17 protein-coding genes are annotated in these 18,816 nt (G+C 68.1%); 6 read left to right on the top strand and 11 right to left on the bottom strand.

From position 1 onward, the window contains the following. Positions 1-11: 11 nt before the first annotated feature. The 9 genes from ACQY46_RS06300 to ACQY46_RS06260 form a co-directional block, all read right to left on the bottom strand. On the bottom strand, positions 12-1,160 hold the full coding sequence (locus ACQY46_RS06300) for a DUF1513 domain-containing protein (protein WP_428699416.1): 1,149 nt from the start codon (positions 1,158-1,160) through the stop codon (positions 12-14). Beyond that, positions 1,141-2,253 carry an imelysin family protein gene (locus ACQY46_RS06295; RefSeq protein WP_428699415.1) on the bottom strand — a complete coding sequence of 371 codons (1,113 nt, stop codon included), beginning with the start codon at positions 2,251-2,253 and terminating at the stop codon, positions 1,141-1,143. The genes ACQY46_RS06300 and ACQY46_RS06295 overlap by 20 nt, the downstream gene beginning before the upstream one ends. A 43-nt stretch (positions 2,254-2,296) precedes the next feature. Continuing rightward, positions 2,297-3,820: a di-heme oxidoredictase family protein gene (locus ACQY46_RS06290; RefSeq protein WP_428699414.1), complete on the bottom strand. Its 1,524-nt coding sequence runs from the start codon at positions 3,818-3,820 to the stop codon at positions 2,297-2,299. A 94-nt stretch (positions 3,821-3,914) separates the two neighbouring features. Beyond that, complete coding sequence (locus ACQY46_RS06285) at positions 3,915-5,183, bottom strand: imelysin family protein (protein ID WP_428699413.1); 1,269 nt, start codon at positions 5,181-5,183, stop codon at positions 3,915-3,917. A 65-nt stretch (positions 5,184-5,248) separates the two neighbouring features. Then, the gene (locus tag ACQY46_RS06280; protein ID WP_428699412.1) at positions 5,249-5,758 is read right to left on the bottom strand and encodes a hypothetical protein; all 510 of its coding nucleotides are present in this window, start codon (positions 5,756-5,758) and stop codon (positions 5,249-5,251) included. 253 nt (positions 5,759-6,011) lie between these two features. Beyond that, the gene (locus tag ACQY46_RS06275) at positions 6,012-8,138 is read right to left on the bottom strand and encodes a putative bifunctional diguanylate cyclase/phosphodiesterase (protein WP_428699411.1); all 2,127 of its coding nucleotides are present in this window, start codon (positions 8,136-8,138) and stop codon (positions 6,012-6,014) included. A gap of 147 nt (positions 8,139-8,285) precedes the next feature. Continuing rightward, complete coding sequence (locus ACQY46_RS06270) at positions 8,286-8,798, bottom strand: MarR family winged helix-turn-helix transcriptional regulator (protein ID WP_428699410.1); 513 nt, start codon at positions 8,796-8,798, stop codon at positions 8,286-8,288. Positions 8,799-8,800: 2 nt separating this feature from the next. Beyond that, positions 8,801-10,069 carry a flavin-dependent oxidoreductase gene (locus ACQY46_RS06265; protein WP_428699409.1) on the bottom strand — a complete coding sequence of 423 codons (1,269 nt, stop codon included), beginning with the start codon at positions 10,067-10,069 and terminating at the stop codon, positions 8,801-8,803. Positions 10,070-10,229: 160 nt separating this feature from the next. Next, positions 10,230-11,264, bottom strand: coding sequence for a TRAP transporter substrate-binding protein (locus ACQY46_RS06260; RefSeq protein WP_350063097.1), 1,035 nt, complete (start codon positions 11,262-11,264; stop codon positions 10,230-10,232). Between the two features lie 446 nt (positions 11,265-11,710). Here ACQY46_RS06260 and ACQY46_RS06255 point away from each other — a divergent pair, with 446 nt between their 5' ends. Further along, positions 11,711-11,914 (top strand): hypothetical protein, encoded by a 204-nt coding sequence (locus ACQY46_RS06255; RefSeq protein WP_428699408.1) that lies wholly within the window; start codon positions 11,711-11,713, stop codon positions 11,912-11,914. Then, entirely contained in the window at positions 11,889-12,350 is a 462-nt protein-coding gene (locus tag ACQY46_RS06250) for a hypothetical protein (RefSeq protein WP_428699407.1), read from the top strand. The genes ACQY46_RS06255 and ACQY46_RS06250 overlap by 26 nt, the downstream gene beginning before the upstream one ends. A 49-nt stretch (positions 12,351-12,399) precedes the next feature. Here ACQY46_RS06250 and ACQY46_RS06245 read toward each other — a convergent pair whose 3' ends face one another. Beyond that, on the bottom strand, positions 12,400-13,149 hold the full coding sequence (locus tag ACQY46_RS06245) for a GntR family transcriptional regulator (protein ID WP_428699406.1): 750 nt from the start codon (positions 13,147-13,149) through the stop codon (positions 12,400-12,402). Beyond that, positions 13,146-14,519: a formimidoylglutamate deiminase gene (locus ACQY46_RS06240; protein WP_428699405.1), complete on the bottom strand. Its 1,374-nt coding sequence runs from the start codon at positions 14,517-14,519 to the stop codon at positions 13,146-13,148. Before ACQY46_RS06240 ends, ACQY46_RS06245 begins: the two co-directional genes overlap by 4 nt. 172 nt (positions 14,520-14,691) lie before the next feature. Between ACQY46_RS06240 and hutI the strand changes: the two genes are divergently transcribed. From hutI to ACQY46_RS06220, 4 genes are read left to right on the top strand one after another with little or no spacing between them, the layout of a single operon-like run. Continuing rightward, positions 14,692-15,921: an imidazolonepropionase gene (hutI, locus tag ACQY46_RS06235; protein ID WP_428700423.1), complete on the top strand. Its 1,230-nt coding sequence runs from the start codon at positions 14,692-14,694 to the stop codon at positions 15,919-15,921. Continuing rightward, the gene (gene hutH, locus ACQY46_RS06230) at positions 15,918-17,465 is read left to right on the top strand and encodes a histidine ammonia-lyase (RefSeq protein WP_428699404.1); all 1,548 of its coding nucleotides are present in this window, start codon (positions 15,918-15,920) and stop codon (positions 17,463-17,465) included. Before hutI ends, hutH begins: the two co-directional genes overlap by 4 nt. Then, positions 17,462-18,298, top strand: coding sequence for an N-formylglutamate deformylase (gene hutG, locus ACQY46_RS06225; protein WP_428699403.1), 837 nt, complete (start codon positions 17,462-17,464; stop codon positions 18,296-18,298). The genes hutH and hutG overlap by 4 nt, the downstream gene beginning before the upstream one ends. Further along, complete coding sequence (locus ACQY46_RS06220; protein WP_428699402.1) at positions 18,295-18,792, top strand: hypothetical protein; 498 nt, start codon at positions 18,295-18,297, stop codon at positions 18,790-18,792. Before hutG ends, ACQY46_RS06220 begins: the two co-directional genes overlap by 4 nt. The last annotated feature ends 24 nt before the right edge of the window (positions 18,793-18,816 follow it).

Genomic DNA, 18,816 nt, shown 5'->3' with positions numbered 1-18,816 from the left:
TCGCGGCCCGTTCAGGCGGGGCCGAGCGCCACGAGATGATTGTCCCAGGCCACGCCGGGCGTGGCCGCCAGCAAGGCCGGCGCGCCGGCCGGATCGGCGCTGTCGCTGAGCCCTCCCTGCCCGTCGGAGATGAGGAACGCGCCCTGGTCGAGCGGTGCCAGTCCGCAGGCGTCGACGCGGTTCTGGGCGGCCAGGAAGCTGCCGTCGGCCGCCTTGAAATAGAGCACCTTGCCGGCGCGCGGACAGGAGGCGGCGACCACCTCGCCGTCGCGGCTGAGCGTGACCGAGCCGACATAGTTGGCGAGCCTCCCAGCCAGGTCGTCCGGCACGTCATGCATCGCAAGCCGGCCGCTGGCGATGTCGAGCGAGGCGATCAGCGGCGGCGCATCGTCGCGCGGCCCCTCGTACTGGCCGCCGATCCACACCTTGCCGGCCGTCCCCGTCGCCATGTGGCGCAGCGACAGCCGGTGCAGGTGCGCCGGCGCCTCGATGGTGGCGAGGATGGAGCCGCTCGGCCGGTCGATCAGCGCGATGTTGGGGCGCATGGTGGCGATGTTCAGCTTCTCGCGGTCGCGGTCCGGATGCGTCTCGATGCCGCCATTGGCAACGACCAGCGTCTTGCCGTCCGGCAGGGGCAGGATGTCGTGCGGACCGATGCCGCCGGACCAGTATTCGCCGACGCGCACGGGCGTCTCGCCGGAGAGATCGTAGACGCCGATGACGCCGCGCGAGGTCTCGAAGTCGTTCTCCGTGGCAAAGACCAGCCGGCCGTCGGGCGAAAACGCGCCATGGCCGTAGAAGTGCCGGCCGGGAACCGCGGTGACCGTCACAGGCGCGCTGCGCCCCAGCGGATCGAACAGCACCGCGAAGGTGCCGGGCCGGCGGGCGAAGACGAGACAGCGGCCGGTGCCCGGGCAGACGGCCACGTCGTGGCCCCGGTCCGGCAGCGGCACCCTCGCCCGTGTCATGCCGTCGAGGCCGGTGACGACCACCGAATGGGTGCCGTCGGCCTCGCGCCGCGCGGCGGCGAACAGCGGATCCTGCGCATCGAGCGCCAGCATGTCGCCCGCGAAGGCGGTTGGCCCGCGCGCGGCGAGGGCGGCGAGCCCCGCGCCCGTGCCGAGCAGCAGCTGGCGGCGGTCAATCCCCGTCGAGCGCATTGAAGCCTCCCCGGAAATCGAGATGCCCGGCAAGTTCGCCGGCAAGGGTGGCGCGCAGGCCCGTCAGGATCGTGTGCACATAGGCAAGACGCCCCGAAGCCTCGTCGTCGGCGAGCGCCGCCTCGAGATCGGCCGGCACGGCGTCAAGCGCCCGCCCGGCATTGTCCGTCTCGAAAGCGAGCGTGTTGCCGATCCAGGCCGCATCGTCGACGGCGGCGGCGAAACCCGCCGCCTGGATCGCGTCATTGAGGCCGCGGATCGCGCCGGACAGGTAGGCGATGCTCGAGCGCGAGCGCGAGAACGGCACGCGCGCGGCGCGCACCGAGGCGAGCCCGTCGCCCAGCAGCGGGGCGACCATCTGGTCGCGGACGAGTTCCAGCGAGGTCATCAGCGCGTTGAAGACATGACCGGCCGCCTCCTTGTGGGTCACGGCGAGTGCGTTTCCGGGCCCGGCCGAGAGCAGCAGCGCCGTCTGTCCGGACGGCTCGGCGAAGGTCCTGGCGACCTCGGCCGTCGTCGCCGTCATCCGCACGGCCAGCGCGCGGGCATAGGCGCAGCGATAGGCACCCTCCTCGCCCGTCTCGCCCAGCAGCACGTCGCCATCGCCGTCAAAGGCGGCCCATTCCAGCGCCGTCAGCCCCTGCAGCGCGACGCTCTTGCCGCGCAGGCTTTGCGCGTCCAGCGCGCTTTCCTCGCGCGCCGCGATCAGCCGCGTCACCTGGCGGCGCACGACACCGCGCCCGTCGGGGATGAAGGCAAGCCGCTCCAGCCGGTTGTCGTCGGCCAGCGCACCGGCGCGCAGCACGGCAAGATGCGCCTGCGCCGCCACCGCCGCGCGGAAGGCCTCGGCGAAGCCGTCGCGCGCGCCGCCCTCGCAGGCTGTGTCGATTTCAGTGCCGAGCAGTTGCAGGCGCGCGCCAAGCGCCGCCGTCGCCGGAGCCGCATAACCCTCGACCAGCGCCGGCACGAAGCGCGCGTAGTCGGGGCCCGCCGTGTCCTGTGCATGCGCGCCGGCAAAGGGAACGGCCATGGCAAGGCCGAGCGCCAGCGCGGCGGACAGCCGCCGCCGGACCCGGTGATGTCGTTCTCTCATGCCTTCTCCTTCGGCCCCGCCAGCGCCCCTTGCGGCCATTGGCCTATAGCGACTTGAGGAAGCGGACCAACGCCTCCCGGTCCTTTTTCTCCAGTCCCGCATAGCCGTCACGCGCCGCCTGTGCTTCGCCGCCATGCCAGAGGATCGCCTCCTCCAGCGTGCGGGCACGGCCGTCATGCAGGTAGGTCTCGCGCCCCGACACAAGCTCGGTCAGGCCGATGCCCCAGAGCGGCGGCGTGCGCCATTCGCGCCCCGTCGCCGTGCCCGCCGGCCGGTTGTCCGCCAGTCCCTCGCCCATGTCGTGCAGCAGCAGGTCCGAATAGGGCCAGATCAGCTGGAACCGGTGCGCCTCGATGTCCGCCTTGCGCGAGGTCACGAATTTCGGCCGGTGGCAGGCGGCGCATTGCAGCGCCTGGAACAGCTCCTTGCCGGCCAGAACCTGCGGGTCGTCGATACCGCTTCGGCGCGGCACGGCGAGATTGCGGCTGTAGAAATCGACCAGTTCCATCACCGGATCGGGCGCTTCCGTCTCGCCGAGATTTGCCTGCTCGCCGCTGGGCATGGCCCGGCACGCGGCCTGCGCCTGCGTGCATTCGCCGAACGGGTCGGGCTTGTCGGGCGAGGAAATGCCGATATCGCCGGAAAAGGCGCCGGCCGACTGGGCCCGGACCGTTGGCGCCGACGCCTTCCAGCCGAAGCGGCCGAGCACGGTTTCACCGCTCGCCTCGTCGCGAACGAGGCTGGCGCGGCCCGAGATGCCGTCGCCGTCTGCATCGTCCGGATCGGCGCCGGCCAGAATATCCCCGGGATGGATCGCCTCGACGAGGCCAAGGCCGATCATCGGCGGGGCGACGCGCGGCGACACCATGACAGTGTCCGCCATCGGACCGTAGCCGAGATCGCTCATGCGGTAGTCCGGCACCCGCAGCGACACCTGCGTGCCGTCGCCGAGCGCGACTGTCTTCTCCTCGTAGCGCACCTCCAGCCGGCCTTCGGCGGCCAGCCCCGGCACCGCGAAGGTCTGGAACTGGGTGCCGTAGGTCGGTTCGGGCAGCACCAGCGCCACACCGCTGGCCAGCAGGGCGCGCTCGTCCTCGCTTGCCGGCGGCACCGACAGGCGCAGGAACAGCGCCACCGCATCCTCGCCCGGAAGCGGCGGGTGGCCGCGTCCGTCGCGCAGGTGGCAGCCCTGGCAGGAGCGGGCGTTGTAGAGCGGGCCGAGCCCGTCGGAGGCCTTGGTCGAGGCGGGCGAGGACACCCAGAACTTCTCGAACAGCCCGTTGCCCAGCGCGAAACGCTGCTGGTCCTCGAAGGAGAGGTTGGCGGACGGGAAGGAAAAGGCGGTGCTGGCAATGCGCTTGGCATGCGTCGCCGCGCCCGCGCTCATCGCCTCGAACGGCTCGGGCGCGGAGAAATCAGTCGCCGGGGCCGTGACGCGGGCAACCCGGCCCCGGTCGCGGGGGCTGAGGTCGTCGCGGTGGGCAAGCGGTCCCTCGCCGGCCAGGACAGGGGCGGCGGAGAGCGCCGCCACAAGGCATGCGGCGACGGCTTTTGCTATCTTCTGCATGAAGTTTCGCTTGAGACTTGCGGGCGCCCTCCGGTCCCGCGCGTGAAGTCTGGCCGCGGCGGGGCCTCGTCCCCCGCCACGGCCGGTTTCGTTCTTACTGGAACACGGCGTTCGGATTGTCGAGGCTGTCGGAGCCCTCGAAGGCGATCTGGTCGAGACCAAGTGTCGCAACCACCCGCTCGATCGAACGGGTCTGGTCGACAAGCGCGTCGACGGCGGCCTGCACCACCGCGTTGCCCTCCTCGTTGCCTTCGCCGATCATCTGGTCGTAGGCCTCGACGGTCTCGGCGCGCGCGCGCATCGCCTCGAAGGCGGCCAGCGTCGCGTCGAGCTTGGCGGTCACCTCGTCGGCGAGCGCCTGGTCCTTTTCGGCGACCAGGTCCTTCAGCGCCGCGCCCTTGGCCGAACCGCCGCCGAAGCCCTCATAGGCGCCGAACCAGACGTTGCGGATGCCGTTGACGTCGTCGAGATGCGACATGTGGGTGTTGTCGGAGAAGCAGTCATGCTCCTCTTCCGGATCGTGCAGCATCAGGCCGAGCTTGATGCGCTCGCCGGCAAGCTCGCCATAGGAGAGCGAGCCCATGCCGGTGAGGATCGTGGCGAGGCCGCCGGCTTCGCCCTTCCCGGCCAGCTCGGCGCGGGCGCCGCCGCCCTCTTTCCAGGCATCCGCCATCTCGGTGAGGTCGGAGATCAGCAGCTCGGTCGCCGCCTTCAGATAGGCGACGCGGCGCTCGCAATTGCCGCCGGTGCAGTTGGCGGTGTCGAAGTCGGTTGCCGGGCGTGTGCCGGCGCCCTTGCCGGTGCCGTTCAGGTCCTGGCCCCATAGCAGGAACTCGACCGCATGGTAACCGGTCGCCACATTGGCCTCGATCTCGCCGGCTTCCTGCAGTTCCCCGGCCAGCAGCTCCGGGGTGATCTCGGTCGCGTCGATCTCGCGCCCGCCGACCGAAAGTTTCGGATTGGCGATCACGTTGGCGGTGTAGAACGGGTTCTCGGGGTTGTCGGCGCCATAGCCGGCATCGACATAATCGATCAGGCCCTCGTCCAGCGGCCAGGCGTTCACCTTGCCTTCCCAGTCGTCGACGATGGCATTGCCGAAGCGGTAGACCTCGGTCTGCTGGTAGGGCCGGCGCGCCGCGATCCAGGCCTGGCGCGCGGCCGCCAGCGTCTCGTCGGTCGGCTTGGCGGCGAGCGCATCGACGGCGGCGGACAGGTTGCGCGCGGCGGCAAGCGAATCGGCATAGGCCGCCTCGGCGATATCGCCATAGGTCTTGACGACAGCGCCGCCCTCGACGGCCCCTGCGTGGGTGGCGGGCATCAGTGCGATACCGGCGAGCGTTGCCAGCAGAAGGGTCTTGTTCATCGGTGTCAGTCCTCGTTCGAAGTGTGTGAAAGGCTCAAGGATCAGGTCCCTAGTGGCCCGTGGCCCTAGTGACGCGTGGCAGATGCCTCGTGGGTGGCAAGCCGTTGACCGTGCGGACAGGCAAGGCAGGGGTTGTCGGGGAGCACCAGGTCGAGCCGGCGCAGCGTGTCGGCGAAATTGGCGGCCGCCTCCAGCGTGAAGGGCAGTCCTCCCGAGATCACCAGTTCCTCCGCGATGTTGGTCGCGGCCTCGCGATCGCCGCGCTGCCAGGCGGCAACCAGCGCAACCGCCAGGCACTCGTGGGCGCAGCGATGCGGGCAGTCATAGGGCAGGATCGACAGGCCGCATTTGGCCCAGCCGTTCAGAGCGCGGGCAAAGGCGGAAAGCCCCGATACGGCGTGGCGCGCGCGGGTCACGCCAAGCCGCCCGGCATAAAGGGTCCAGGCCATTTCCCAGCATTCGATGCTGCCCGACTGGTATCCGGCAAGCCAGCGCCGCAGCCCCTCGACGACAAGGGTCTCGGCCTCCGCGCCCCGCGCCGGAGCATCGAGGCGGGTTTGGTCAGTTCCGGTCACGTCAACCTCCAATCGACAGGGGTCAAGGTCCCGTCATCAAAGGGAAGGCCAGTGCGGCCACGGCCGAACTAACTCTAATCGGAGTTTGATAGTCAAGTTATTATTCCAATAAAATCAATATATTAGAACTACTCTAAACTGGACTCAGAGGGTCATATTTCTGAATTTTCAGGGGTTTGCATCATGCGGCCGGCCAAGGGCAGCACCCGGCGCGACCGCCCGATGCGGCGCACCGAAGCGCCGTGCGCGCGGGTCAGCCGCCTGTTGCGCCGGCAGCCAGGGGCAGTGTCTGCACACCGGACGGGGCAGCGCCTGCAAGCAGTGCCTGCCGGGTTTGCTCCAGCGCACCGGCGGCAGGCGCGGGGGCTGCAAGCATCAGCTTCAGCAGGTCGCCGGCCGGAACCGGCCGGGAAAAGAGGAAGCCCTGGATCGTGCGGCATCCGGCCGCCTGCAGAAAGACGAGCTGCTCGTCGGTCTCCACGCCCTCGGCGAGCACCGGGGTTCCGAGCGACTGGCCCAGCATCAGCACGGAATGGACGATGGCGCGCGCCTCCTCGGAGGTGGCGAGGTCGGAGGTGAAGCCCCGGTCGAGCTTGATCCTGTCGAACGGATAGACCCTGAGGCTCGCCAGCGCCGAGTAGCCGGCGCCGAAATCGTCCAGCGCGATCGACACGCCAAGACCCTGGATCCGGCGGAGCACGGCAAGGCTCAGGTCGAGGTCCGCCATGAAGGAGGATTCCGTCACCTCGACCTCAAGGCGGGCGGGATCGAGACCCGTCTCCTTGAGGATATCGGCGATCCGCTCGGCAAGGTTGCGCTGGCGCAACTGGACAGCGGAAATATTGACCGCGACCTTGATCGGCTGCGACCAGGAGGCTGCCTGCCGGCAGGCCTGCTGCAGCACCCAGTCGCCGATGGGAATGATCTGCCCGTTCTCCTCGGCAATCGGGATGAAAACCGCCGGGGAGACCGCGCCATGCTGGGGATGGATCCAGCGCAGCAGCGCCTCGGCGCCGGAAAAGACCCCGGTCTCCAGATCCATCTGCGGCTGGAAGAAAAGCGTGAACTCGTTGCGTTCCACGGCGCCGCGCAGGGAGAGCGACAGTTCCCGGCGCCGGCGCTCGGCCTGGTCCATGATGCTGTCGCAGAACTGGGTGCGCTCGAGCGTGTCGAGCTTGGCGCGGGCCAGCGCCATGCCGGCATTGGCCAGCAGGTCGGAAACCGACAGTCCGTGTTCGGGGTAAAGCGCCACGCCGATGCCGGCGGAGCACGACAGCACGGTTCCCGAGGCGCGCACGGGAGAGCGGAACAGCCCGTCGAGCCTGTCGAGGAACGGCTGCAGGTCGGTGTTGCCGTCGAGCCGCTTGATCAGCGCGAATTCGTCGCCACCGGTGCGCATCGCCGCCTCGCCGGGTTCCAGCCCCTTGAGGACGCGCGCGCCCAGCGCCTGAAGGAAGGCATCGCCGGCCGTGTGGCCGCGCAGGTCGTTGATCGCCTGGAAGTCGTCAAGGTCGACCAGGACGAGGCAGAGCCGGGCATCGTTGGCATCCGCCCAGATGCAGCCGTCCTCGAGTTCGCGGTTGAACAGGGACCTGTTGCCCAGATCGGTCAGCGGATCGTATTCGGCGATCCGCAGGAGATCGGCATCGGCAAGGGCGCGGGTGCGGTGGTCGATCAGGGCGGTGACGACGCCCATGCCGATCACCATGGTGCCGACACCGGCGACGGAAAGGGCGAGCGCCCACAGCTGGTCAGTTGCGGGCGTCAGCACCGGGCGCAGCGGCGTCACGTCCAGCGCCGCCATGCCGGTGAAATGCAGGACGACGATGCCGATGACAAAGGCGGTCTTGGCGGCGTATCGGCACCAGACCGTGACCGGCCGCATCGAGCGGTTGATGGCGAGCATGCCGAACAGCACGCTGCCGATCACCGAGGCGACGACGAAGTTCTGGTTCCAGCTGATCAGGCCGTCGACATGATATCCGGCCATGCCGAGATAATGCATGCCGGCAATGGCCAGGCCGATCGCCGCGCCGCCGGCCTCCGGGGCCAGGCGAAACCAGCCGCTGATGGCAAGGCCGAACCCCGCTGTGGTTCCGGCGATGGCCAGGAACAGCGACAGGATGGTCAGGGTCGGATCGAAATAGACCTCCGCCTGGGTCCGGTAGGCGAGCATGGCGACGAAATGGGTGCACCAGACCGAGGATCCCGCGGCCATGCCGTTGAGGAACAGCCAGCCGGCACGTGTTGCGCCGCGCGTGTCGCGGGCGCGCTGGAACAACCGGAAGCTGATCCATGCGCCGAGCACGCAGATTGCGGCGGCAAGCACAACCAGCACCGGATTGTGATCTATTGCTATGCAGGCGATGACGTCGAGCAAGACAGGTCAACCTCGGCAGTCATGCAACCATCCTTCGACGAATCGCACGAGTGTTAGCGATCGGACCGCGCAGAACGTGGAAGGGCACTGGCGAAGCAACGCCTCTTGCGGGTTATTGCATGCTGCACCAAAGAATTTAACGTTTTGCTATCGGTTGTTTCGCAATTGCGAATTTCTACGGGAAACCCGCCTCAATATCCTCGCCAGGGCCTCTCTGTCGTCCGCCTCCAGACCGTCCAGCAGGCGATCTTCGGCCTCCCCGATCATCGGCCGCAGCTTGAGAAACCGCTCGCGGCCGGTGGCTGAAAGCCGATAGGCGACCCTTCGCCGGTCCCCGGCGACCGTGACCTGTTCGAGCGTGCCCGACGCGGTCAGCGGCTTCAGCGCGGTCGTCAGCACCGATGGCGCGCAGGACATCGCAGCGGCGACGTCGCCATGGGTGATGCCGTCATTTCGGTCGACAAGCTCCAGCACCATGAATTGCAGCGGCGTCAGCGCCTCGCCGGCAAAGACGTCCGCGAAGACCTGCTGGCCGCGCAGGAACGCGTGGCGCAGGAGATGGCCGACAAGATCGTTGAGGCAGCCGTAGTCGAGGTCCTCGCGCAGCCGCTCCGCGGCCTCGCCGCCGCCATCCGGCCCCGCCTCCTTCCGCCCTTCCACGGTCAGGGCACCGGAACGATCGGCGGGCGGGCGTTGAGCGCCTCCACGTCGAAGCCGGCGAGACGCTTGTAGAGCGAGGCCGTCTCCACCAGTTCCTCGCGCGACAGCACGTCGTCGATATCGGCAAAGCCCTGCGGCGCCCTCTCCTCGACCACGTCGAGCACCTTGTCGGGACCGTCGGCGCGATTGGCCAGCACGATGGCCGCCGTCGCCGGGCGCCGTTCCGCCTCATAGGCCGCGAGCGCGTCCGGCACGGCTCCCCGCGCATGGATCTCGCGGGTCAGCACCCTTGCATCGAGGATCGCCTGGCTCGCCCCGTTGGAGCCGATCGGATACATCGGATGGGCGGCATCGCCCATCAGCGTCATGCGGCCATGGGTCCAGCGCGGCAGCGGGTCGCGGTCGACCATCGGATACTCGAAAATGTGTTCGGCGTCCCGGATCACGGCCGGAATGTCGAGCCAGTCGAAGTTCCAGGTCTTGAAGTGCGGCAGGAAGTCGTCCGGGTTGCCCGGCCGGTTCCAGTCCTCGCGCCGCCAGGCATGGTCTTCCGGCATCCTCAGGTCGGCGATCCAGTTGATCACGGCGCCCGGGCTGCCGTCGTCCAGCTCGATGTCCTCGATCGGGTAGCAGACGAACTTGCGCGGCTTGCAGCCGGTCATCGCCATCGAGCGGCCGGTGAGGAAGCGCGGCCCGCGCGTCACGCCGCGCCACATGACGATGCCGCCCCACACCGGCAGCCCCTCTTGCGGGTAAAGCGTGGCCCGCGCCGAGGAATGGATGCCGTCGGCGGCAACAAAGGTCGAACCTGCGACCGTGCCGGCGCCGGCGCCCGTCTCGCGGTCGACGAGATCGATCTCGACGCCGTCATCCGTCTCGCGCCAGGCGGTGACGGCACGGCCGCAGGTGATCGCATCGGGGCCGAGACGCTCGCGCACCGCGTCGAGCAGCAGCATCTGCAGCTTGCCGCGATGGATGGAGAATTGCGGCCAGGCATAGCCGGCGGTCAGGCCGCGCGGCTCCGTCCAGACCGGCTGGCCGTGGCTGGAGAAATAGGCGACCTCCCGCGTCCTCAGACCGATCGCGTCGAGCCCGGCAAGCAGACCCAGCTCGTCGAGCTCGCGCACCGCGTGCGGCTGCAGGTTGATGCCGACGCCGAGCGGACGGATTTCCCGGACCGCCTCGAAGACGCGCACCGGCACGCCGATGCGGTGCAGGCTGAGGGCAAGGGTCAGGCCGGCAATGCCGGCGCCGGCAACGAGTACGGTCATGGCCTGGTATCTCCTTCGTCCGGCCTGCCATCGGCCGGCATGGCTCCGCCGTCGTCCGGCGAGGACGCGCCGGACCGGTGCCGAGCCGGAAATGTCGTTAGGATCGTTGCGGGTCGCGCCGGGAACCGGGCCGGCGCGACCGGGATTTGCCTGTTGCGGATTACTCGCCGGCGTATTTGGCGATCAGCGCCTTGGCGTCCTCGACCATCGCCGTGCCGTCATAGCCCTTGGCCGAGACTTCCGCGATCCACGCCTCGACGACCGGCTCGGCCGCCTGCTTCCAGCGGTCGACCTCGGCCTCCGGCAGCTTGCGGATCGTGTTGCCGGCCTTCTCCGCCGCCTTGATGCCCGGCAGGTCGCCCTCGTCCATGACGCGGCCGACCCATTTCGACATCTCGCGGCCGGAATTGGCGTCGATCACCTTTTTCAGGTCATCCGGCAGGCTGTCGTATTTCGCCTTGTTCATGGCGAAGACGAAGGTCGCTGTGTAAAGCCCGCGCGTGCCCTCGAAATCCGTGTGGCTGCCGACGAGTTCCGACACTTTCAGCGGCGTCGTCACCTCCCAGGGCACCACCGTGCCGTCGATGACGCCCTTGGAGAGTGCCTCCGGCATCGCCGGCACCGGCATGCCGACCGGCGTCGCGCCGAGCGCGCCGAGCAGCGCGTTGGTCTGGCGCGTCGGACCGCGCAGCTTCAGGCCCTGCATGTCCTCGAGCCTGGCAACGCCGTCGCCCTTGACATGCAGCAGGCCGGGCCCGTGCACATGCACGGCGATCGGCTTGACGTCCTTGAACTCGTCCGTGAGATACTTCTCGTAGAAGTCCCAGAAAGCCTGGCTGGTCGGTTCGGCCTTGGCCGCCATGAAGGGCAGCTCGAAGGCTTCGGTGCCGGGGAAGCGGCCAGGCGTGTAACCCGGCAGCGTCCAGACAATGTCGACGACGCCGTCCTTGGCCTGGTCGTAGAGCGAGGGCGGCGTGCCGCCGAGCTGCATCGCCGGATAGACCTCGACCTTGATGCGGCCGCCGCTGTCGGCCATCACCTTCTCCGCCCAGGGCGTGATGAAATTCTTCGGCACCGGCGCGGGCGCCGGCAGGAAGTGGTGGACGCGCAGCGTCACCTCCTGGGCAAGCGCCGGAGCGATGCCGGCACAGGCAAGCGCCGTCGCGGCGACGGCAAGCGTTTTCAGTCGAAGCATGTGATCCTCCCAGATATCGTCTTGCGCCCGCGGTGCGGCCGCGACAGTGTCTCCCGGCAATTCCCTCGTCCAACCGGATCGCGACAGCGGCCGACCGGGCCGACCGGGCGCCGCGCTATCGCATGCGGTCGTGCGCGAGCGCACATTGCGTGCGGCCGCGCGATCCCGCAACCCGCCAGCCGCCGTTTCTCCTCCCGGCGGTCCATGCGGACAGGCTCGATCAAGTTCGTTTATAATGTAAACGATTATGCCGGCGAAAGCGCCCGGAATCAAGGCACTGCTTCTGCTACCGTTCGGTTACGAAGATCGGCTACAATGAATATCTCGGCGCCATATTGATCGTGGTGTGGATGAAGAACACATTTTGAAATCGCGGATCCGCGTGCGATATATGGAAATCATATTGACGTTCGTTACGTGATCTCATCGCCGTGAGGGAGTGACGCATGAATTTCAAACGCGTGGTTATCCTTCCGACACGTTCCAAGCTGGCATTCGGGCATATCGAAATGCCGAACGGGGATGACGTGCTCGTCCTCAACGAGAGCGTTCACACCAACGCCCTGAAAATTGCTGACCAGAAATTAAAGAAAACCTTGAAGGCCAATAAATTGAGGACCAATCGTGGCGGAGCCGGAAAAGCCGCTTGAAGGCACGACGACAGGCAACGACTACAACAGCGTATTTGAAAAACTGGTCGATGAAGCCGACGGCAGTGATGCCACGCTGGTCGGGCTGGTTGCATATGGCTTCTACAAGATCAGCAAGCGTGACTGGGCGATGCAGATCCGCGATGAGGCGGGACGCAAACCGACCAGCGAAGAGCTTCATGCGTTCGCCAGAAGCCAGACGGATACCGTTCTGGACGGATACCGCTCCCAAGCCGACAATATCGTCGCGACATATGCCAATTCGGTTCTCAAAACCCAGGAGCCGGTTGTCTACAAGAAGGCACTGGAAGGCAGCTTCATGCGCTCCTTCTGGCCTTCGTTCTGGGCTTCGGTCACCTTCGCGGTGGTGCTCGTGATGTTGGGCATCGTCCTTGCGTGGCAGGGTGTGAGCCTTCCGATCAAATTCGGAACCTGATCGCCCGGCCTGCCGGTCGCGGGCGCCGCCGCCCGAACCGGATCCGCGCTCAGAACCGCGAGACCATCCGGTAGCCCGGCGGATGCAGCATGCGGACATGGGTGATCGCCTGGTCGAGCAGCCAGGTGGTCCGTTCGAAGACGAAGAGCGGCGTGCCGCGCTCCAGTCCGAGAAGCGCCGCTTCCTCGGCATTTGCCGCCGTGGCGCTGAGGCCGATCTCCATTTCCGAGAAGGGCGCGTTCTTGACCAGCCACTCGTTCGGGCTCAGCACCGCGAAACTTTCCTCCGCGATCTCGGGCACGGCGGCGACATGAATCCAGCGATCCTCGAACTGCCAGGGCCGGTTGTCGGCGAAATGCAGGCAGCGCACATGCAGCATTTCCGCATCCGCCGGAAGGTCGAGCCGCGCCCGTACCGGCTCGGGCGCCTCAATGCGCTTGCGGCTGAGGATGGAGAAGCGGTACTGGGCGCCGCGCGCCTCCACCTCGACGCGCACCACCGGGATTTCCAGCCGCGCCTCGCGCAAGGGATGCTCGGCGATGCGCGTGCCGGCGCGGCGCTTGCGCTCGATGATGCCGATCTCGGCCAGTTCCCTGAGCGCCCGGTTGACGGTGACGCGGGCGCAGCCGAACTCGCGCGCCAGGTCCTCCTCGCCGGGGATCAGTTCTCCCGGCAACCACACCCTGGCGTGGATGCGCTTGAGGATCTCCGCCTTGATGGTGCGGAAGGAGATCGGCACGCGAGGCGCCGCGAGCGCAGCCGCCGCGCTGTCCTCCGAGCCGGTCGGCGCCCGCGTCAAAGGCTCCGCCTCAGGCTCTTCATGGCGCGGCGATAGCCCGCCTCGATCTCGTCGCGGGCGACGTGGCGGCCGTTCCGCACCAGATGGCGGCCGGCCGACCAGACGTCGGCGACCAGCCGGTCGTCGCCGGCGAAGATCCAGGCGTCGAGCAGCGTGTCGCCGGCAAGCCCCTCCAGATGCAGCGCACCGGCATCGAGCGCGACGAGATCGGCGAAGGCGCCGGGGCGGATGACGCCGCTGTCGCGGCCGAGCGCCCTTGCACCGCCGGCGAGCGCCTCGTCATAGAGCCTCCGCCCGCAGGAGCGGTCCGGCGTTGCCAGCACGGCGCGATGCCGGTCGCGCAGGCGCTGCGAATATTCGAGCGTCCTGAGCTCTTCCGATAGCGCGATGCGGATGTTGGAATCCGAGCCGATTCCAAGCGTTCCGCCCTCCGCGAGGTAGTTCGCCCCGTCGAAGATGCCGTCGCCGAGGCTCGATTCGGTGATCGGGCAAAGGCCCGCCACCGCGCCGCTTTTCGCGATCAGCCCGCGTTCGGCCTCCGTCAGGTGGGTGCAGTGAATGAGGCACCAGCGGGCATCGACCGCGTGGTTGTCGAACAGCCATTCGACCGGGCGCCGGCCATAGGCGGCGAGCACTTCCTCGATCTCGCCGGTCTGCTCGGCGATATGCATGTGCAAGGGCGCGTCCGGGCGCAAGGCCGCGACACGGGCAAGATCCTCGGCCGGCACGGCGCGCAGCGAATGCGGCGCGATCCCGAGCCGCGCATCGGCGGCAAGACCGGCAACGGCATCCTCGGCCCCCTCAATGAGGCGGGCGAAGCCGTCGAGATCGGAACCGAAGCGCTTCTGGCCGCCGGCAAGCGGCCGCCGGTCGAGCCCGCCGGTCGTGTAGTAGACCGGCAGAAGCGTCAGTCCGATGCCCGAGCGCCTGGCCGCGCCGGCAATCCGGCGCGACAGTTCGGCCGGGTCGGCATAGGGCGTTCCGTCGGCCTGGTTGTGCACGTAGTGAAATTCCGCAGAGGCCGCATAGCCCGCCTCCAGCATCTCCATCTGCACGAAGGCGGCGACGTCCTCGATCGTCTCCGGCGTGAAGGCATCGAGGAAGCGGTACATGATCTCGCGCCATGTCCAGAACGTGTCATGCGCACCCGGACCGCGCCTTTCGCTCAGACCCGCCATCGCCCGCTGGAAGGCGTGGCTGTGCAGGTTCGAGGCGGCGGGAAGCAGGATCGAGACAGTCCGGTCGGCGGCCGCCGCCTCCCGGCCAACCCCTTGGGAAACCGTGCCGATCCGCCCGTCCGCATCGACCTCGACGCTGACCTTTTCCGCCCACTTTCCGGCCACCAGGGCCGTCTCCGCCCAAATCCTCATGCGTCCGCCTCATTTTTGCGATTGACAATTATGTACATACATATCGTAATTAAACAAACACATATTCCGACATTTTTCGGAACCTTCGCACCATTGCCAAGCCTTGGGAGGGGCCATGCCCGGAGCAACAACCGGCACCGACCGCGCCAGCCTGCCCGGACCCGCGTCCGGCATGCAGCCGCCGATCGTGCTCGTCGACATCCGGCTTGCAACCATGCGCGCCGGCGAGGCGGAATACGGCCTTGTCGGGAACGCGGCGCTCGCCATCGGCGCCGACGGGCGCATCGTCCATGCAGGGCCGGCCGACACGCTTCCCGCCGCCTGCGCCGGCTGGCCGAAGCGCGCGCTCGGCGGCCGGCTCGTCACGCCCGGCCTGATCGACTGCCACACCCATATCGTCCATGGCGGCAACCGCGCCAACGAGTTTGAGCTGCGCCTGAAGGGCGCAAGCTACGAACAGGTGGCCCGCGCCGGCGGCGGCATCGTCTCCACCGTCACGGCGACCCGCGCGGCCGGCGAGGACGATCTCGTCGCCTCCGCCCTGCCCCGGCTCGACGCGCTCATCAGGGAAGGCGTCACCACCATCGAGATCAAGTCCGGCTACGGGCTGACGATCGCCGACGAGATCAGGATGCTTTCCGCTGCCCGCCGGCTGGGGCGAGAACGCAATGTCAGCGTCGTCACCTCCTGGCTTGCCGCCCACGCGGTGCCGGCCGAATACAAGGACCGTTCGCAGGCCTATCTCGACGAGGTGGCGTTGCCGGGCCTCGCGGCGGCACACGCGGCCGGGCTTGTCGACGCGGTCGACGGGTTCTGCGAAGGCATCGCCTTCTCGCCCCAGGAAATGGCGCAAGTCTTCGACAGGGCGAAGGCGCTCGGCCTGCCGGTCAAGCTGCACGCCGAGCAGCTCTCCGATCTGGGCGGGGCCAAGCTTGCCGCACAATACGGCGCGCTGTCGGCCGATCACCTGGAATATCTCGGCCAGGACGGGGTCGACGCGATGGCCGCCGCCGGCACCGTCGCCGTGCTGCTGCCCGGCGCCTTCTACACCTTGCGCGAGACCCAGGCCCCTCCGGTCGCCGCCCTGCGCGCCGCCGGCGTGCCGATCGCGCTCGCCACCGACTGCAATCCCGGCTCCTCGCCGATGACCTCGCTGCTGCTCACCCTGAACATGGGGGCGACCCTCTTCCGCCTGACGCCGGAGGAATGCCTTGCCGGCGTCACCCGCGAGGCGGCGCGCGCCCTCGGCCTTGCCGCCGATCTCGGCACGCTGGAGGAAGGCAAGATCGCCGACCTTGCCGTGTGGGACGTCGGCACGCCGGCCGAACTCACCTATCGCATCGGCTTCAACCCGCTCTTCGAGCGCATTTCACCAAAAAGCACTCCGGGAACCGCGCAATGAGCCTTCTCACCCTCACGCCGGGCGACGTGACGCTCGCCGATCTCGAACGCGTCTATCGCGAGGAACTGGCCGTCAGCATCGACCGCGCCGCGAAGCCCGCCATCGACGCGGCCGCTGCCCGGGTGGCGGAGGCGGCGCGCGGCGAGGAGGCCGTCTACGGCGTCAACACCGGCTTCGGCAAGCTCGCCAGTGTCAAGATCGCACCGGGCGACACGGCAACGCTGCAGCGCAACCTCATCCTCTCCCATTGCTGCGGCGTCGGCGAGGCGCTCGACAGGGCCACCACGCGGCTGATGATGGCGCTGAAGCTCCTGTCGCTCGGGCGCGGCGCGTCCGGCGTGCGCTTCGAGGTGATGGAGCTGATCGAGGCGTGTCTGGCGCGCGGCGTCACGCCGGTCGTCCCGGCGCAAGGGTCGGTCGGGGCCTCCGGCGATCTCGCGCCGCTCGCCCATATGACCGCCGTCCTGATCGGCGCGGGCGAGGCGGAGTTCGGCGGCACCCGCATGCCCGGGGCCGAGGCGCTCGCCAAGGCCGGGCTCGCACCCGTCGTGCTCGGGCCCAAGGAAGGCCTCGGCCTGATCAACGGCACCCAGTTCTCCACCGCCTGCGCCCTTGTCGGGCTATTCACCGCCTGGCGGCTCGCCGAGGCGACGCTGGTCACCGCGAGCCTTTCGACCGACGCGATCATGGGCTCGACCGCCCCCCTTCTGGCCGAGATCCACGCGCTGCGCGGCCATCGCGGCCAGATCGAGGTGGCGAGCGCCATGCGCGCGCTGATGGAGGGATCGCAGATCCGCGAGAGCCACCGCACCGGCGACAGCCGCGTGCAGGACCCCTATTGCATCCGCTGCCAGCCCCAGGTGGCCGGCGCCTGCGTCGATCTTCTGCGCATGGCCGGGCGCACGCTCGAGATCGAGGCGAATGCGGCGACCGACAATCCGCTGGTGCTGATCGACGAGGGGCGCATCGTCTCGGGCGGCAATTTCCACGCCGAGCCGGTCGCCTTTGCCGCCGACCAGATCGCGCTTGCCATCGCCGAACTCGGCGCCATCGCCCAGCGCCGGGTGGCGCTGATGGTCGACCCGACGCTCTCCTTCGACCTGCCGCCCTTCCTTGCCCGCGATCCCGGGCTCAATTCCGGCATGATGATCGCCGAGGTGACGACGGCGGCCTTGATGAGCGAGAACAAGCATCTCGCTCATCCCTGCTCGACCGATTCCACCCCCACCAGCGCCAACCAGGAAGACCATGTCTCCATGGCCGCCCATGGCGCGCGGCGGCTTGTCCGGATGAACGCCAATCTCGCCGTCATTCTGGGCGTCGAGCTGCTCTGCGCGGCAGAGGGCATCGAGCACCGCGCCCCGCTGGCGACGAGCGCTCCGCTCGCGGCCGTCATCGCCCGGCTGCGCGACCATGTTGCAGCACTTGAGGTCGACCGCTACATGGCGCCCGACCTGGAACGTGCGGCCCGCCTCGTCACCAGCCGCGAGCTGGTCGCTGCCGCCAGCGCGGAGAACCTGATCACGCTGGGAGAGGCCGCATGACCATGACCCCAGCCATGCCTCCCGTCGAGATCCGGCAGGGCACGAGCCCTCTCATCCTCGGCCTGCCGCATACGGGCACGCATGTGCCCGAGGCGATCGCCGCCCGGCTGAACGCACGCGGGCGCGAGCTTGCCGACACCGACTGGCACATCCACACGCTCTATGACGGGCTCCTGGACGATGCGACGACGGTGCGCGCCACCTTCCATCGCTACGTCATCGACGCCAACAGGGACCCCGCCGGCGCGAGCCTCTATCCGGGGCAGAACACGACCGGGCTGGTGCCGGAGACCGATTTCGACGGCGAGCCGATCTGGAAGGACGGCGAGGCCCCGACGGCGGCGGATATCACGGCCCGGCGCGAGGCGTTCCACGCGCCCTATCACGCGGCGCTCACCGCGCAGATCGCGCGGGTGAAGGCGATCCACGGCGTGGCGATCCTCTACGATTGCCACTCGATCCGCTCGCATATCCCGTTTCTGTTTGCCGGCAAACTTCCGGATTTCAACATCGGCACCAGCGGCGGCGAGACCTGCCATCCGCTGATCCAGCAGGCGGCGGTCGATGTCTGCGGCGGGGCCCAGGGCTATTCCAGCGTCCTCAACGGCCGCTTCAAGGGCGGCTGGACCACCCGCCACTACGGCCGGCCAGCGGACAATGTCCACGCCATCCAGATGGAGCTCGCCCAGTCGACCCATCTTGCCAGCGAAACCGCGCCCTTTGCCTATGACGCGGCGAAGGCCGCCCCCTTGCGCGCCCATCTCAAGACCCTGCTCACCCGTCTGGAACGCCTCGCGCTCGACGGCAAGCTGACCGGGGAACCGGACCGATGAGCGCGGTCGTAGATAAATCCGTGACCGAAGCCCTATTGCAATGGACCACACTGCTCCTGTTGTTCCCGGTGACCTTTGTCTTGCTCCTTGTCACCGGAATCGCATTTGACGGCTGCACCAAATGCCCAATGGAGTCTAACGCGCAACGGATCTCGTTGGGGCTGCAAGTCGCGTCCTTCTGGCTGCTGCCCCTGGGTCTGGTAACAGCCACGATTGGCTACAAGCTCTACAAGCGAGGCCATGGCGATGCATCCCGAAGCTATCTGCTCATCTTCCTGGCGGCGACCGTCGCGTTCTTCGGCGGCTCAATTCTTGAAAGCATTGGGAGCAGTTTGCGGTGCGGAAAGGACTGCCTCCCGGCACACCCGCTCGCCCAGCCGCTAGGCACCCTTGGCTTGTCTCTCATGGCGCTGGCACCACTGCTCTTCGTTATCGCCTATGTCCTTCGCCACCGGAAATATGCCCTCCGCGACCGAAAATCGGTGAACCGATGACGGACAAACGATTGGATCCGGCCG

Source organism: Stappia sp. (assembly GCF_965276915.1).
In the GTDB taxonomy this organism is placed as follows: Bacteria; Pseudomonadota; Alphaproteobacteria; order Rhizobiales; family Stappiaceae; genus Stappia.
This window is presented reverse-complemented; position numbering and strand designations above follow the sequence as displayed.